This window comes from Noviherbaspirillum sp., assembly GCF_035254685.1.
In the GTDB taxonomy this organism is placed as follows: Bacteria; Pseudomonadota; Gammaproteobacteria; order Burkholderiales; family Burkholderiaceae_D; genus Noviherbaspirillum.
The window spans coordinates 50,134-65,934 of the sequence record NZ_DATFAI010000025.1; the positions used below are offsets into that span (position 1 = coordinate 50,134).

16 protein-coding genes are annotated in these 15,801 nt (G+C 61.5%); 10 read left to right on the forward strand and 6 right to left on the reverse strand.

What is annotated here, in order from left to right:
- Positions 1–41: 41 nt before the first annotated feature.
- From VJ698_RS12065 to VJ698_RS12080, 4 genes are all read left to right on the forward strand, one after another.
- On the forward strand, positions 42–1,061 hold the full coding sequence (locus tag VJ698_RS12065) for a transporter (protein WP_324103008.1): 1,020 nt from the start codon (positions 42–44) through the stop codon (positions 1,059–1,061).
- 46 nt (positions 1,062–1,107) lie between these two features.
- Positions 1,108–2,715 carry an OmpP1/FadL family transporter gene (locus tag VJ698_RS12070; RefSeq protein ID WP_324103009.1) on the forward strand — a complete coding sequence of 536 codons (1,608 nt, stop codon included), beginning with the start codon at positions 1,108–1,110 and terminating at the stop codon, positions 2,713–2,715.
- A 46-nt stretch (positions 2,716–2,761) separates the two neighbouring features.
- Positions 2,762–3,316 carry a DUF2059 domain-containing protein gene (locus VJ698_RS12075; protein ID WP_324103010.1) on the forward strand — a complete coding sequence of 185 codons (555 nt, stop codon included), beginning with the start codon at positions 2,762–2,764 and terminating at the stop codon, positions 3,314–3,316.
- A 103-nt stretch (positions 3,317–3,419) separates the two neighbouring features.
- A complete protein-coding gene (locus tag VJ698_RS12080; RefSeq protein ID WP_324103012.1) occupies positions 3,420–4,589 on the forward strand; it encodes an AraC family transcriptional regulator in 1,170 nt (389 codons plus the stop codon).
- A 7-nt stretch (positions 4,590–4,596) separates the two neighbouring features.
- Here VJ698_RS12080 and VJ698_RS12085 read toward each other — a convergent pair whose 3' ends face one another.
- Positions 4,597–5,448, reverse strand: a complete 852-nt coding sequence (locus VJ698_RS12085) for an SMP-30/gluconolactonase/LRE family protein (protein WP_324103013.1) — start codon at positions 5,446–5,448, stop codon at positions 4,597–4,599.
- A gap of 309 nt (positions 5,449–5,757) precedes the next feature.
- On the opposite strand from VJ698_RS12085, the gene VJ698_RS12090 reads away from it, so the two are divergent.
- The 4 genes from VJ698_RS12090 to VJ698_RS12105 all read left to right on the forward strand — a co-directional run bounded on the left by VJ698_RS12090 (position 5,758) and on the right by VJ698_RS12105 (position 9,744).
- Positions 5,758–6,933: an ATP-grasp domain-containing protein gene (locus tag VJ698_RS12090; protein ID WP_324103014.1), complete on the forward strand. Its 1,176-nt coding sequence runs from the start codon at positions 5,758–5,760 to the stop codon at positions 6,931–6,933.
- Positions 6,934–7,065: 132 nt separating this feature from the next.
- Positions 7,066–7,308, forward strand: coding sequence for a GlsB/YeaQ/YmgE family stress response membrane protein (locus VJ698_RS12095; protein ID WP_324103015.1), 243 nt, complete (start codon positions 7,066–7,068; stop codon positions 7,306–7,308).
- 76 nt (positions 7,309–7,384) lie between these two features.
- A complete protein-coding gene (locus VJ698_RS12100) occupies positions 7,385–8,065 on the forward strand; it encodes a dienelactone hydrolase family protein (RefSeq protein WP_324103016.1) in 681 nt (226 codons plus the stop codon).
- Between the two features lie 488 nt (positions 8,066–8,553).
- On the forward strand, positions 8,554–9,744 hold the full coding sequence (locus VJ698_RS12105; protein ID WP_324103017.1) for an acetyl-CoA C-acyltransferase family protein: 1,191 nt from the start codon (positions 8,554–8,556) through the stop codon (positions 9,742–9,744).
- A 70-nt stretch (positions 9,745–9,814) separates the two neighbouring features.
- On the opposite strand, the gene VJ698_RS12110 is transcribed toward VJ698_RS12105, so the two are convergent.
- The 3 genes from VJ698_RS12110 to VJ698_RS12120 form a co-directional block, all read right to left on the reverse strand.
- A complete protein-coding gene (locus VJ698_RS12110; protein WP_324103018.1) occupies positions 9,815–10,327 on the reverse strand; it encodes a DUF1993 domain-containing protein in 513 nt (170 codons plus the stop codon).
- Positions 10,328–10,472: 145 nt separating this feature from the next.
- The gene (locus VJ698_RS12115; protein ID WP_324103019.1) at positions 10,473–10,652 is read right to left on the reverse strand and encodes a hypothetical protein; all 180 of its coding nucleotides are present in this window, start codon (positions 10,650–10,652) and stop codon (positions 10,473–10,475) included.
- Positions 10,653–10,725: 73 nt separating this feature from the next.
- Positions 10,726–11,589 (reverse strand): CHASE domain-containing protein, encoded by an 864-nt coding sequence (locus VJ698_RS12120; protein WP_324103020.1) that lies wholly within the window; start codon positions 11,587–11,589, stop codon positions 10,726–10,728.
- Between the two features lie 535 nt (positions 11,590–12,124).
- Between VJ698_RS12120 and VJ698_RS12125 the strand changes: the two genes are divergently transcribed.
- Positions 12,125–12,559 (forward strand): hypothetical protein, encoded by a 435-nt coding sequence (locus VJ698_RS12125; RefSeq protein WP_324103021.1) that lies wholly within the window; start codon positions 12,125–12,127, stop codon positions 12,557–12,559.
- A gap of 213 nt (positions 12,560–12,772) precedes the next feature.
- On the opposite strand, the gene VJ698_RS12130 is transcribed toward VJ698_RS12125, so the two are convergent.
- On the reverse strand, positions 12,773–13,315 hold the full coding sequence (locus VJ698_RS12130; protein WP_324103022.1) for a lipase secretion chaperone: 543 nt from the start codon (positions 13,313–13,315) through the stop codon (positions 12,773–12,775).
- Positions 13,316–13,409: 94 nt separating this feature from the next.
- On the reverse strand, positions 13,410–14,765 hold the full coding sequence (locus VJ698_RS12135) for a lipase (protein ID WP_324103023.1): 1,356 nt from the start codon (positions 14,763–14,765) through the stop codon (positions 13,410–13,412).
- A 735-nt stretch (positions 14,766–15,500) separates the two neighbouring features.
- Here VJ698_RS12135 and VJ698_RS12140 point away from each other — a divergent pair.
- Positions 15,501–15,755 (forward strand): hypothetical protein, encoded by a 255-nt coding sequence (locus VJ698_RS12140; protein WP_324103024.1) that lies wholly within the window; start codon positions 15,501–15,503, stop codon positions 15,753–15,755.
- The last annotated feature ends 46 nt before the right edge of the window (positions 15,756–15,801 follow it).

Consider the following 15,801-nt stretch of genomic DNA (forward strand, 5'->3'; position numbering starts at 1 on the left):
ACCCGCGCCCTGCCATTACATCCATCTCTAAGGGAGTTGTCATGAAGATTCATTCGCTATTGGGCTTGATTGCCGCCGCTCTGGTATTGCCCGCACAAGCGCAGCAAAGCTCTTCTTCGCCGGCCAGCGATGCACCGGGCACGGCGGCGGCCCGCGAAGCGCTCAAGCAGAAGGAGGGGGACGCGGACCAGACCACGCTGCTCAAGCAGACGCTCACCGCGGTGGACAAGCAGTACTCGCTGATCCGGCGCGGACAGGTGCAGACGACGTATGACTTCAACTACACCTACATCGGCCAGGAAAAGATCAACGCCAATTTCGCCGACGGCTCGCTCACCCTCTTCAACATCGAGAACGACAGTTCGCACATCATCACCAATACGCTGTCGGTCGACTACGGCGTGCGCGACAACCTTACCGCCAGCCTCAGCCTGCCGCTGGTCAGCAAGTATTCCGAGACGCCGGCGAGCTCCGGCCTGTCGCATTCACTGGGCGACATGGGCATCGGCGCGCGCTTCCAGCCATGGGAAGCGCATCGCGGACGGCCGTCGATGACATTCACCGGCAACGTGCGCCTGCCGACCGGGCGCAGCCCGTTCAAGGTCGATCCGAACCAGGGGCTGGCCACCGGCTCCGGCGTGACCACGCTGACCGCCGGCGTGAACGTCAACCACATCGTCGATCCCGTCGCACTGTTCGGCTCGCTGAACGCGTCCTACAGCACGGCGGCCAAGCATCTGTCGCAGCGCCGCGACGGCAACCTCGTGCTCAATCGCGTCGATCCGGGCGCGAGCATCAGCTTCGGCCTCGGCTTCGCCTATGCGCTGTCCTACGGCATTTCAACCTCGGTATCGGTGCAGGAAACGATTTCGCGCGGCACCAAGCTGCACTTCGACAACGGCAGCGAGTTCCGCACCAAGACGCAGACGGCCGGTGTGCTGAGCCTCGGGCTCGGTTACCGCATATCGCCGAAGACCACGCTCAACTTCACGGCGGGCATCGGCCTGACGGCGGACTCCCCCAACTTCAGCCTCGGCATGAGCATGCCGTTGTCCTTCTGAGCGGGGTGACGCAGCGATGAAGACTCGCCTGATAAGGGTGACAAGGGTGACAAGGCGCCGCACGCGCGCCGGGCTTCTGACTGCCGCCTGCCTGCTGGGCGGATTGCCCCCAGCCCATGCGGCGCTCACGGACAACCTCGCGACAGGTGTCGTCGCCATGTCGCTCGGCAATGCCGTGGTCGCCGATCCGCCGGGCATTGAGTCGATCCATTTCAATCCCGCCGGCCTGGCACGGCTCAAGGGCGAGCAGCATACGCAGAGCCTGTTCGTGGCATCGATCCGCACGCACGCATCGTTCCATCAGCCCGATGATTTCGACATCGGCGGCTGGAAGCAGGACCCGGTGAACGGCACGCACACCGGCGAGGAAAAGCAGCGGCTGTACGTTCCCGGCATCGGCCTGCTCGGCGCGCGCCTGCCGGCGGCGGTGGCCGGCGGGCCAGGCATTTCCTACAACAAGGAGGGTTCGCCCTTCACGTTCGGCACGAACACTTACGTGTCGCAGGCGATGAGCATCACCCGCACCGATCCGAACGACCCAGGCAACTTCGACGGCAAGGTCACCCACATCCAGCGTTTCGTGCTCGCATCGCCGGCGGTCGGCTGGAAAGTGTCGGATACCTTGAGTGTCGGTGTTGCGGTACCGATCGCGCATGCCGCCTTCGTGCTGAACACCGACATGCGCATGCCGAACACGCTGATCGGCATCACCGGCCAGGTGCAGAACGGCTGGTGCCCGAAGGACGGGGGAAACCTGCTCGACACGCTCGGCCCTGGCCTGTGCAGTGGCGGCAATGAAGGACGCCTCAGCCCGTTCAAGCGCGCGGCCAACTTCCAGTTCGACATGACCGCGCCGCTCGATCCGACCATCAACCTCGGCGTGCTGTGGGAGCCGAAGGACTGGTTCGCGCTCGGCGTGGCTTACCAGGGCGGTTCGAAGACGCGCTACAGCGGCCGTTATGAATTCAAGACCGATCCGATGATCCGCCGCTTCGTCGAGGGCCTGTACGCCAGCCTGATGGGGCCGATCATCGCGGCGACGCTCGGCATGCCGCAGTCGATTCCCGCGATCCAGAACGGCAACGTGACGGCCACCATTCCTTTTCCGTCGCACCTGCAGGTCGGCTTCAAGCTCAAGCCGACCGAACGGCTGCAGTTCAACGTCGATGCGAACTACACCGACTGGGGCAGCTGGGATGCGATCACGCTCAAGTTTGACCAGAGCATCAAGCTGCTCGAAGTGGCGCGCATGTTCGGCATCACCGATTCCACCCAGCTGCGCATGCCGCGCGGCTACAAGAGCGTGATCCACTGGGGCTTCGGCATGCAGACCAAGGTCAGCGACAAGCTGCTGCTGCGCTTTGGCTACGAGCCGCGCAAGAGCTCGATCCCGGCCGACAAGATCGACCTCGTCGCGCCGCTGCCCGACACCAAGCTCTACAGCGTGGGCATGAACTACAAGATCAACAAGGATACCGACATCAACCTGACGGCCAGTTACATGAAGGGCGATTTCAACGCGCCGGCCGGCACCAGCTGCAACCTGAACTGCACGAATTTTTTCAACATTGTCTACAACCCCTACGCGGGATTGGATGTGGCCGGCGGCATTCGCGTCCGGTACCTGGGCTTCAGCTTCACCAAGCGTTTCTAGTGTCGTATTCATCATGAACGCGACCGATCTTTAAAGGAGTGTTTACATGTTCAAATCCATCATCGCCATCACCGTCATGATCGCCGCGAGCGCGGCCAGTGCAGCCACCGCCGGTAACGCCGACGCCGCCATTGCGCCGGCAAAAAAGGAACTCGTGCACAAAGTACTGCAGCTATGGCAGGTCGACGCGCTCGGCGAATCCATGCTGGAGCGCCCGGTCGCGGAAGCCGTGGCGCAGGCACGCGCCGTGCTGCAGGGGCGCGTGCCGCAGGACAAGCAGGATGCCGCGATGAAGGACATCACGGCGGAAGCAAGGAAATTCCTCGAAGCCAATGGACCCCTGGTGCGCGACAACACGAACAAGATCGTGCCATCCACCATCGAGCCGATGCTGGCGGAAAAATTCAGCGAGGACGAGCTGCGCCAGATCATCAGCATCTTCGAATCGCCGGTGAAGCGCAAGTTCGAGGCGATGGTGCCCGACATGCAGAAGGCGCTGGGCGAAAAGCTCGCCGCCGAAACGCGTTCGCAGATCGATCCGAAGCTGGAAGACCTGCGTCAGCGCATTGCCTCGCGCCTGCGCGCGGCGGCGATGCCTTGAACGGTCTTCAGCGCCGTCTCCAGCGGATCTCTGGTCAGGACATGGATGACCGGGCACAAGAACCCGGCAGCATGAGGATTGCATCTTCAGTGAGGGAAGCAGCATGACATACTCGTCGGCGATTGATTTGGTACGTGGTATCAAGTCCCGTCTCGCAACGCGCGGATTCGACATCGACGCGCTGTGCCGCCAGGTGGGGCTTGATGATGGCGAATGCATGACGGATGACGCGTTGACGCTATCGGACAAGCTCAGCCACCTGTGGGGCCTTGTGGTGCAGGTGTCGGGTGATCCCTTGCTGGGCCTGAAGGTGGCGCTGCCGCAGTCGCTCGACCGTTCGGGGCTGATGGGACACATCATGCGCGCATCGCCGGACGTGAGGACTGCGATCGAGAACATGGTCCGCTACACGCCGCTGGTGTCGCCGGCCGTCAACAGTACCATCGAGTACCTCGACGGACGGATCAGGGTGAGCCTCCAGTTGCCCGGAGGGCAGCGCAAGGTGCCGCAGCAGCACTACGACTTCGTGTGGTGCCTGGTGCTACGCACTTTGCAGACGGCGGCGGGACGCGACGATGTGCGGCCCGTGCTGGTCAACTATGTCTTCCCGAGGCCGGAGAACGAGCAGGCTTACCGCGAAGCCTACGGTTGCGAGGTGCGCTTCGACGCGCCGACCAACAGCATGGAATTCGAGGAGGCCGGCCTTACCGCGACCATTCCGACGGCGCATCCGATGGCGGCTGACTGGGCGTTGCGCATGCTGGCCGAACTGGCGCAGTCGCAACGCAACTGGACGCTGCGCATGCTCGCCCGGCTGGAGCAGGCACCGCAGCCCTCCAACAGCTTCAGCACTAAAGTGCAGGCACTGCTGGCCGACATGCTGCCCGACGGCGAGCCGCAGCGCGAACAGGTGGCGAGGCAGCTCATGATGAGCGAGCGCACCCTGCAGCGCCGCCTGGCGGAAGAGGGCACCAACTTTACGCGGCTGGTCGACGACACGCGACGCGAGATCGCGCAGCAGTATCTCAGCAAGGGCGAGCTGTCGCTCAAGAAGCTCAGCTTCCAGCTCGGTTTCTCCGATCCGAGCGCGTTCTGCCGTGCCTGCAAGCGCTGGTTCGGGCGTTCACCCAAACAGCTGCAGGGCGGCCGCGTCTCCTTCCAGTCGATCATGGGTCAGGCCGCGTCACAGGCCACGACGCACGCCACCATGCACGCCATGTCGCTGGAACAGCCCGGCAATGCGGCTAGCTATTATTCCTTCAAGCCGGGGTGATCCGGCCCTAGGGCAGGCCGGCACCCGGCACGCGTACCCGCACCGCCTCAATGCGCCCGCTGCGCTCCGCCAGCGCGCGCGGCGCGCGTGACACACGTCCGATCACCATGTACAAGCTGCGGCGGTCTTCGCCGCCCAGCGCGCAGGCAATCGCCTGGCTGCTCACGCCGATCCGCTCGCTGATCGTGCCGCCTTCCTGTACGCGCAGGAATTCCGCGGTCGGCGGCGAAGCCACCCACACCGCTCCCTCCGCATCGAGGCAGATCCCGTCCGGCGATGCCTTGCCAAGCTCTGCCCATACGCGCCGCCCTGAAAGAGAGCCATCCTCGCTGATGTCGAAAGCGGTCAGGCGATTACCGAAGGTTTCGGCGACGATCAGCGTCTTTCCGTCCGGCGTGATCACGCAGCCGTTGGGAAAGAGCAGGTCATCGGCCACGACGCGCGCCGCGCCATCAGGCGTGACGAGGATCAATACGGTCGGCCGCACCGGCTCCTTGATCATCATGTCGAAGCCGAAGTTGCCGATGTAGGCGCGGCCGCGGCTGTCGACGACCATGTCATTGCAGTGCGAAGGCGCCAGTGCTTCGAGATTGGCAACCACAGTCATGCCATGCGGCTCCTGCCGCAGCAGGAGCCGGTCGTTCATCGATACCACGAGCAGCCGTCCGTCTGGCGTCCATCCCAGCCCGGAGGGTTGGCCCGGCACCTCGGCGATGGTTTCCATCCTGCCGCTGGCATCGATGCGGTTTACCTTGTGCGTGTAGAAGTCGGAGAACCACAGCGCGCCGTCATGCCAGCGCGGTGCTTCCGCAAATGCGAGACCGTCAACGATGAGCTTGCCTTGTCCGGTGGAATTCAACGCTGCCTCCCTGGAAGTTGCGGGGGAGGGAGAGAGGATGAAAGCGCATGTCTGCATTCATCCTGTACCTTCCCCGATTTCGGCATTGTATCAATGCAGAAAGAAATGTTCCCGACGGTCATGCGCTTGCTACGCGTCATTGCTTTTCCTCATTGCTTTCGGCCTTAATGCCGACGTGAAATGCGTTCGCTTATCTGCAGAAGACGCGTGGTAACAAGCTTGCGGATCATCAATCAGCAAGATGCATTCCCGCGTACATTAACTTCCAAGCGACATTTCTTCTTCAACAGAGCCGGCTGCGAAAAGAACATGATCAACTTCATCGTTTTGGGAAAGTGCAGGCGTGTGACATCGGCGGTGCTGCAAGCGATCCGCAGTTTCACCGACGCCAAGTGCATCGTGATTGGTGGTCCGGAGACGACCGTGCTGCGATGGTCCGCGCTCTGCAAGCGGCAGGTCACCATCGACCTGAGCGGAACGGATGACGAGCGCTTCGTCGACCTGGTCAATGACATTGTGAAGACGTGTCCGCATGTCATCCTGATTCCGGTTGATTGCGACGGCACCCGCCTTGTCAATCGCGTGCGCGACCGCTTGATGCTGCCTGTCACGCCCATTCCCGAGATGGACGTGCTCGACATGTTCGACAACAAGTGGACCTTCCACCAGTTCTGCACGCGCAATGAGCTGGCCGTTCCGGAGACGCGCTTCATTCCTGCGAAGAACGAACTGGACCATGATGCCATCGCCGCCGAACTCGGCAGCCCCTTCGTCGTCAAGCCGATCGGCCTGGCAGGTTCGACCGGCGTGCAAATCGTGCACAGCAAGGCGGAATTCGAAGAGGTAATCCTGAACAATGATGCCTACGACTATGGCGCGCTGATTGCGCAGCAGTATATCGACGGCGAGGATATCGACGTGAGTTTCCTCGCACTGGGCGGGCGGCTTGCAGCGCTCGCGATCCAGCAGGTGCATGGTGCGAGCATCGTGTTCTGCAGCAATCCTGAACTGGAAGCGATGGCGGAACGGATGTGCCGCGCCAGCGAATACCATGGTGTGATGCATGTGGATGCCCGCATCGATGCGAAGACCGGAAAACTCTACCTGATCGAATCGAACCCGCGGTTCTGGGCATCGCTGACGGCTTCCGTGTGGTGCGGCCTGAACTTCGTTGCGCAGGCCATCATTCCCGCGCCGGGCGCCATTGGCGTTCGCCGCCTGACGTCGGGCACCGCTTACACAAGGTTCCCGCTGATCCGCCCCGGCTGCTGGCAGCAGCTGATATCCGACACAGGCGAACGTGGACGGCTGCTGCGCGCGATGTCGCTCGATCCGGTGATGCTGAGCTGGTTCCTCAAGGATCTGCCGGCCACCGGCCGGAACTTCATTGCCGGGCATGCCTCCGGGCTTTTCGCAGGGATGCGGCGTACGGATACGCCGAATGCCTTTGCGAAAGATGTGGCGCACATCGATCGCCGTGCCTGACACATTTGTCTTGCCGCAGCATTGCGGCAAGACTGCATTGCGCTGCCGTGAACTGTTTCCCGGGTTGGTTTTCTATGTTATGAGGGGCACCGTTTCCCTGTGCCGCCTGCAACTTTCCTTGAGGAGACAAACATGGAATTCCTTTGGTTCATCCTGATTGGCCTGATCGCCGGATGGCTTGCCAGCGCGATCGTGGGCGGCGGCTTCGGCGTGCTGGGTGATATCGTAGTCGGCATCGTCGGCTCATTCATCGGCGGTTATCTGTTCCGCACCTTCGGCTTCTCCGCAGGCGGGGGAACGCTCGGGAGCATCATTGTCGCAACCGTCGGCGCGATCGTGCTCCTGCTGGTGCTGCGCCTGGTGCGGCGGGCGTAGCACTGCATGCAATTTTTTACTGGAAGATATACTGCGCGTCTTGACAGACCGAGCGCGCCAGAAAGGCGGAGTTGCCATGCCTGACGCAGGAAAAATGATTTCCATGACCATGAGCGATGGTGCTGCCGTCGGCGTGTATCACGTCGAAGCGCGAGGGCCGCGGCGCGGTGGGCTGGTACTGATCCAGGAGATATTCGGCGTCACTGAACATATCCGGGAGCAGTGCGATGCCTACGCCGCCGAGGGCTATGAAGTGCTGGCGCCCGCGCTCTTCGACCGTGAGGCGCCGGGATTGCAGGCAAGCTACAGCCCGGAAGACCGGCAAATGGCAATCAGGATCATGCGCGAACTGCATCCTTTCGACCTGTCCGTCGCTGATACGCAAACTTGCATCGACCAGTTGAAAGGCAAGGGGCCGATCTTCATTATCGGCTACTGCTATGGCGGCTCGGTAACGTGGGCGGCCGCCTGCCGCTGCAACGGTTTGTCCGCCGCATCCGCCTACTACGGCAGCATGATTCCGCGACTGTCCAGCGAAACACCGCGTTGCCCGGTCATCCTGCATTTCGGCCGCCACGATCAAAGCATTCCCCTCGAAGGCATCGACCAGGTGAAAGCCCTGCATCCCGAAGTGGAGGTCCATGTGTACGACGCCGGCCATGGTTTCAATTCGGACCGGCGCAGCGATTACCACGAAGAGAGTGCAAGGCTCGCGCGCCAGTGCACGCTCGCGCTGTTCCGCGCGCACGGCGGATAGGACGTATTGCTTCGCGCGCGGGATTTGTCGTGGCGCCGTGCTGTCTACTGTCTCCCTTGTCTGACCTTGTGGCAATAATAGATGTGACACATGGACAGCATGAACCCCCCCCTGCAAAGCAGATGAGCTCGGCCACCGAGGCCGATGCAGGTCCGTGGACGGTCGTTCCGGCAGGAGCGACAAGAGCAGCCACGACGCAAAGAGCCACACCAAGGCCGGCTCCAGCCAGGGCGCCGGCGGCGGGAAGAAGCAGAAGCGTCATCAATAATTGTTGCGGCGCGGGAGGCTGAAAAGTTACGCCTTGTCCAGCCTTTCCGCTGCAGTTTCCCCACCTCCTCCCAAGGGAATCCGGGAATGTCCCGGGTGCGACAGAACCCGATTCGCCAAATGGCGTATCATCCGTATGCTGCACTGCCGCAGAAGGGTCGATGGCTCCCGGCGCCGGCGCACAAAGGAATTTTCGCCAACAATTTGAACTAGGAGAGAAGATGGCAAATACGAAGGATGTGGTGATCGTCGGCGCAGCGCGTACCGCGATCGGCAGCTTTGGTGGTTCGCTGAAGGATATTTCCGCGTGCGACCTGGGCGCTCTGGTAGTCAAGGAAGCGTTTGTACGCGCCGGCATCGAGGCCGCGCAAGCCGGTCAGATCGTGTTCGGCAACGTGATCCATACCGAGCCGCGTGACATGTACGTTTCGCGCGTGGTCGGCGTCAATGCCGGCATGGTCAAGGAATCGGCGGCGCTGACCTTGAACCGGCTGTGCGGCTCGGGTTTGCAGGCCATCGTGACGGCAGCCAATGCGATCCAGCTCGGCGATACCGAAGTTGCAGTCGGCGGCGGCGTGGAAACGATGAGCCGTGCGCCCTATTCGGCGCAGGCCGCACGCTGGGGCCAGCGCATGGGCGACTTCAAGATGATCGACATGATGGTGGGCGCGCTGTCCGATCCGTTCGGTGCGGGTCACATGGGCATCACCGCCGAGAACGTCGCGGAGAAATACGGCATCACGCGCGAAGAGCAGGACGCCTTCTCGCTGGAGAGCCAGAAGAAGGCACTGGCCGCGATTGCTGCCGGCTATTTCAAGTCGCAGATCGTGCCGGTGGAACTGAAGGGCCGCAAGGGAACGGTTTTGTTCGACACCGACGAGCATCCGAAGGCTGACACCACCATGGAGTCGCTGGCCAAGCTCAAGCCTGCGTTCAAGAAGGAAGGTGGCACTGTCACAGCCGGCAATGCGTCCGGCCTGAACGATGGCGCGGCAGCCTGCGTGCTGATGGAAGCGGGCGCCGCGGCGCGCGCCGGCCTGAAGCCGCTGGCACGTCTCGTGTCCTACGGCGTGGCTGGCGTCGATCCGTCCATCATGGGTACCGGCCCGATTCCTGCCGTGCAGCTTGCACTGAAGCGCGCTGGCCTGAGCCTGGACGCGATGGATGTGATCGAATCGAATGAAGCCTTCGCCGCGCAATCGCTGGGCGTCTGCCGTGGCCTCGACCTGGATCCGGCACGCACCAACCCGAACGGCGGCGCGATCGCGCTCGGCCACCCGCTTGGCGCCAGCGGCGCGATCATTACCATCAAGTGCCTGTATGAACTGATCCGCACCGGCAAGCGCTATGGCCTGATCACCATGTGCATCGGCGGCGGTCAGGGCATTGCTGCAGTGATCGAACGTCTCTGACGCAATCGTCGATCCCGAAAAAAACCTGCGGTTGCTCGCAGGTTTTTTTATTGGCTGAACGATTTCCGCTTCAGTACGTGCCGACGAAATCGCGCTTGCCGATCTCGATACCGTTGTGCCGTAGCAGCGCATACGCGGTCGTGACATGAAAAAAGAATTGCGGCAGACCGTAGTGCATCAGATACACCGACTGGCTGGAGAAGCGGCGCTCGCGCGGCGTGTCGGGCTGGATCACGATTTCCTGATCGGGGCGTCCATTGATCTGCTCCGGCGACAGGCTTTCGATGAAGGCGAGTGTCGTTGTGATGCGCGCATGCAGGTCGGCAAAGCTTTGTTCATTGTCCTCATACGCGGGAACGGCGACGCCCGCCAGGCGTGCCGAAGTGCCCTTGGCAAAATCACTCGCCAGCTGCACCTGACGAATCAGCGGAAACATGTCGGGAAAAAGGCGTGCTTGCAGCAATGCATGCGGATCTATCCTTTTCGCGCTGGCATGGGCTTCAGCCTTGGAGAGGACGTCGTCGAGACTGTGCAGCATCTGCGTGAAGACAGGAATCGACGCGGCGTACAGGGTGATGGGCATGGCTTCCTCCGTTGAATATCGTGCAAGTATATCCATTTTCAGAAGAGCGTTTTTGATGCCCTGCACGCAGAGGACGGCGAGGTGCGCGGCGTTCGTCTTTCCTCAAGCGCCGGTACTGGCCGGATCACGCGCCAGCGCCGATTTTTCACTTGCCCGTCTGGCGCAGCAGTTCTTCGGTTACCTCGACGATCGATAGCGAGCGCGGTTCACGTCGCACGACGCGGTGTTCGCTCGCCGGCACGACGGTCTTCTGGCCGGACAATTTTTTCATGAGGCGCACGAACAGGTTCGTACCCTCGGCGGTTTGTGTCTCGCGATCTTGCATGTTGCCTCCAAAGATAGCTTAGTTTCCTGTTTTCAAGCTTAGTTCTCGGATGCAACAAAAAAAGTGAGGCTTGCTAGGGATGCGATTGCCGCCATGTGACCGTCATGACAGTGACAATGATGGCAATGAACAGCGCAAGCGCAACCTTGATCGAGAGCGCCTTGGCGTCGAGCCAGCCATTGACCGGCGCGACGGCGAGGGTCCAGGTAGCGTTCGGCACCTGCACAGTCCGCTCGACCGGATCGATCAGCTGCCGGCCGGAGGAGGCATCGATGATGTGTTTCTTGCCGGTGTCCGGGTGGGTGCGCCAGATCTCGTAGTCGTAGCCGCTCTCCGTCAGCTCCGTCAGCCGGGCCGGTGCCAACGTCTCCGGAAAGCGGATCAGCACGATCACGAATCCCCAGAACTGCGCGGCGCCTTTTTCGTCGCTGACGAAGACGGGCAGCCGCCCGGCCGCTCCCAGGCCGCCCTGGACCAGCGGGAATGGGCCGGCGAGGGTGAGCTTGCGGCTGTCGCGCGCCAGCATGGCTTCCTTTTCGCTTACCGGTTCGGAAAGCACGTCGTACCCGATGGCCCGTTCATTGCCGGCAAGCGGAATGATGTGCCGGATCACGCCGCCGGGCGCAAGTTCGAGCGCGGATATGCCGGGATAGAAGGCGCGCAGCGTATTGGCGAGACGTTCGAATTCCTTCAGGTCGCCCTTGGTCAGCTGCACCATGCTTCCCAGGGCAAAGGCTGACGACATGGCTTGTTCGATGTTGGACTGGATGGCGAACGCGCGTTCGCCGGCCAGATAAGACACCCGTGCCCGTTCATGCCGGACGCGCGCCTTTTCCGAATACCAGATAATCCCGGCCGCGGTCAGCGCATACACCAGCAGGACGATCGCCACGCAGAGGCGCGACCGGTAAAGCGTGGACCTGAAAGAATATCCCATGAAAGCTCAGTGGTAGTGCAGTCCGCACGGACATCCCATTATCAGCAATTTACCTTGCTGACAATATGGTTATTTTTCATGCCCGGGCGGTCGTTGCATTCATGCAACGTGTGTTGGCCGGCTGGCGAGGGGCAGGGTAGTGATTAGCCTGCGCGCATGTACTCTTGGTTACATAAAGAAAGTGACTGCCGGACTGTACGCCGAAGAGGAGTCGCCGGCAAGCGGGTTTTCGCTGGCTGGCAGGCTAAAGGCAAATCGTTACCTTTCTTTACAGAAACGTTTGCGGAAGTGCGCTAACTTGGTGACGAAATGCAACTTTTAATGCATATTGCAGATCGCGACTGTTCCGCGGCGGCTGACCATGACCTGTAGACGATCCAGATCGAATCCCTCTTTCATTGTGTTGTTCGTCATCGGCGGACTGCCGGGCGCCGCGGCTCTTGCCTCTGACCTGACGATCGCTCCCACGACGCGCGAACTGCATCAGCGGAACGAGCAGCACAGTGCAAGGACGGTGGCCACAGCCAGGAAAGTTATGCACGCCAAGACCGCGAAGGCAAGGCGTGCCGAAAAGGACAGGCAGCACAGGATCATCACCTACAACCTGTTTCATGATCCCTTCCTCAAGACAAGTGGCGCCGTCTCCGACAAACGTCATCCCGGCGCAGGCGACCTGCGCGGCCTGACGGCCACCGCTTTTCCCGCCATCGCCGCAAATTCGCCTGGCCTGCCGTCGCGCATTCCCTCCTCGGCAGCGGCACCACTCAAGCTCGCTCCCATGGAAGAGGAGGGGTTTGCATTCGACTGTAAGGAGAAGCCATCCGCCGCCGTTCCTGCGCGGCGCGGTCTCACCGCCTGCTTCAAGCAAAGGCTGGACAATTCATGGAAGACGCAGACCTACGTCTCCGGGACGCGCTCCGATGGCAATGTGAGCTGGGGCGGCGGCTTGTCGCTAGGCTACGATTACTGACGGCCTGCGACGCACACGCCGGCGCACCGCCACCACCATCGCCTTATCGCTGCCTTCGGAAGAACCCGGTGTGCCACCATGAAAACACAGGACTCAACAATATTTTCCGTGTTTTCCGTGTTTTCCGTGTTTTCCGTGTTTTCCGTGGACAAATGTTTTTTGTGCCGCAGCTGAACCCACCGGTTCGTCGTCCACCAGCCTGATCCGCATCCGCTACCGATCCATGCTCAGATGTGGCAGCCCTTGCGATTCATACGCCGCGAGGCGCGCCTGTTCTTCCGGGCTGAATCGCGCGTTGCGCAATTGCTGGAGGGCTTGCTGCCGGTTCGAGGAGGGATCTGCAGAGAGTTTTCCGATCTCGGCAAGATAGGCGCTGACGCGTGCCTGCCATTCTGCTTCAGCGCGATCGAGCGCGGCCAGGCGGTCGGCATCCCCCGCCGTCAGTGTAGTGGCCCGCATGCGGTACACCTCGTCTTCCGTCGCGCCTTGCGTGCGCAGGCTTTGCGCCGTCTTCTGCGCGATGACGAGCTGAGCCAGCGCTGATCGTTTTCCTTCGGCTGCCGCGGCTACAGGCGTCAGAGAGGACTGTTGCGGGAGGCTGACCGAGCCTTGGTCCGGCTGAGCCACGCCGCTCGCCGGCTTCAGGAAGGGAAAGAGATCGGGCTCGGCGACTGCTTTCGGTGCTGCCTCTTCATGCCTCGACCACTGCGAGGCAAGCAGCGCTACCGTGACGAGCATCGCCGCTCCTGCCCACATGACGGATTTCCTGTTTCCCATCGTTTTCCTCTTGTTGCATGTCGCGTGGAGTGACGGCGAGGCCGTCGTCGCGGCCCCGCTCCCCGGTGCTGAATTACAGGCCGTAGATGATGTTCGTGAGGTAGTGGTAGATCGGATAGACCTCCCACGTCGCGCGCTCCCAGCCGATCACATCGAAATGATCATACTGGTTGTAGTAGCCGAGGTAATTCCACGCTCCGCGCACGGCAGTGCCGTCGTAGTTGCGCTGGTATTGTCCCTTCGGGCCATGCATGCTGATCGTGTTGACCACGCCATCATTCGGGAACCAGTTGCTGTCGATGATCACGCGGCTCGGATCGGTCTGCGTGTAGGAACCCATGCCGCGCGTGAAGATGGAAGGCACCACCCATTCACCTGCCGTATTCTTCGTGAAGAAGATCATGTCGTCGCGCGCATACTGGTAGCTGCTGCTCTGGAACGGCGCGATGAGGCGGTCGGTGCCGTTGCAGCAGAAGCTGCCCTGTTCCGTCGCCTTGCTGCCCACCGAAAAATAGTAGACGTTCGGCGAGGTCTTCACCCAGGCATTGAGTTCCCTTGCGCCGTCCGGGCCGAGGTCCCATTGCGCGGAGTCGTGGTTGCTCAGCGACCAGAAGGGCGCGCCGCCGGTGCGGTTGAGGAAGTCGCCCAGGCTCTCCGACGGACCCTGCGCCATCCCGTACTGTTCCAGGTCGAAACCGTACAGCGCGCTGGAGCCGCCCAGGCCGGCCACTTGCACGATCTTGCCGAGCAAATCGGAAACTGTTGGCACATAGTCGATGATGATATCGCGCAGCGTGGTGCCGTCGTGCGGGCTGGCAATCGTCGTCGCGCTCTTGACCCAGCCGACCTTGCCGCCGGTGTAGAGATCGCCGCCGCCTTCATCGCCGTTCGGCGAACCGTTCTCCATCAGCTGGATCAAGGTACGTACTGTCTGGCCGCCCTGGCTGTGGGCAACGAAATGAATCGGATGAGATGCGTCCCACTGCGGATATAGCGCGACAGGGTAGTGGTTCGGGTTATTGTTCGGATCCGCCGCCCAGCATTTTCCCGCCGGCTTCTGGATCTTGCCGTACGCGGCGTATTGCGCAGTGCGCCTGGCGCCGTAGTCGGCGCACCCGCCCTTGATCTGGTAATACAGTTCGACCGCGCGATCCCAGTTCGAACTCACCGGCCCGACCGAGGCGGTGTACACCTGGTGCGTGCCGTTGTAAGTCCTCATGTGCGATTCGATGTCGTTGAAGCCGCCCCAGTACTTGAAATTGGTTCCCTGCAGTTCGTTGGGACCGAATCCCAGGAACCCGTGAACCAGTACGATCGGATCATTGTTGGCCGCAACTGCCGTTCCGCCTGCAAACAACGCAGACAGCGCGACGGTTGCCGTAGCCAGGAAGCGCGAGGTGCGCTTCCATGCCTTGAGTGCAAACGTCATTGTGGTCTCCTTGGTTTGTATGGATGTGCGTGACTGCCTGATACGACTCGAAAGCCCTATCCCGGTCGACAACCGCCGCGTGTGCCCTGGACGCTGCGCATCGCGAGCGTAAGCGCGCCTCCCGACCATGCGGGAAACCACGGCAGGTACCAATGCGATTGATAAATCCGTCAGCCGGAGCGATGCGGCATCAGGTGCTTGCGACGCGCAAGGCGAGCGTTCCCGACTGGGATAGGTCCTTGCGAAGGACTAATGCCCGTGATGCACGCAAGCACCCACCTGGAATAAGGGCAGGGGCGGCGGGAAATGAAAGCGATCGGGCAACATGGTTTGTCTCCAACTGATTGAATTTGAATTCTTGTTTTTGTGATGCCTGTCTGCTTGCATTGTGGTATCGAATGCGGCGCAAACGAGCCGGGATTGATTTCACCATAGCTGGCGCGGGCGCTTCGGCTTTCCGGTTGACCCGGGAAGCCAAGCCATTGACCTTCGAAGCCAGGCGTAGATGCGGGACAACATTTGGTTGCCAGATTGTGCTACCGGAAATAACAAACACGCCGCATCCGGTCTCCGGGCGCCTGGCCGTCGCGGACCCTGCCGCTGCCTCCGGTGCCAGATCAATCGAATGCCTCGATCGACCTCGCATTTCATCGCGCCTCACCTATGCTGAAAGCAGGATGCAGCCATGCACCCGCGCTGACGGCAAGCATCCTGCTCAAAAACAAGGAGATCGCGATGCGTACCTCAATGATGCTTTGCGCCGTGACGGTTCTGCTCGTCGCTTGCGGCACGCCCGAAGAGCGGGCGGCCTATCGTGAAGACCCGGTGAAGGCGATGTCTGCGGAGTATGGGCCGGCTTGCGCGAGGCAGGGTTTGTCGCAGGGAAGCGAACAGTGGCGCAGCTGCATCGTGCAGGCAAGCACGAGGGACGACCTGGCGCGGCAGGGCCTCTTTTACGACAGGTACATGCAGTGGTACTGGTTGAGATGAAGTGACTGCAAGAAGGATTTGCCGAGTACCTGTCGATTGCTTCTGC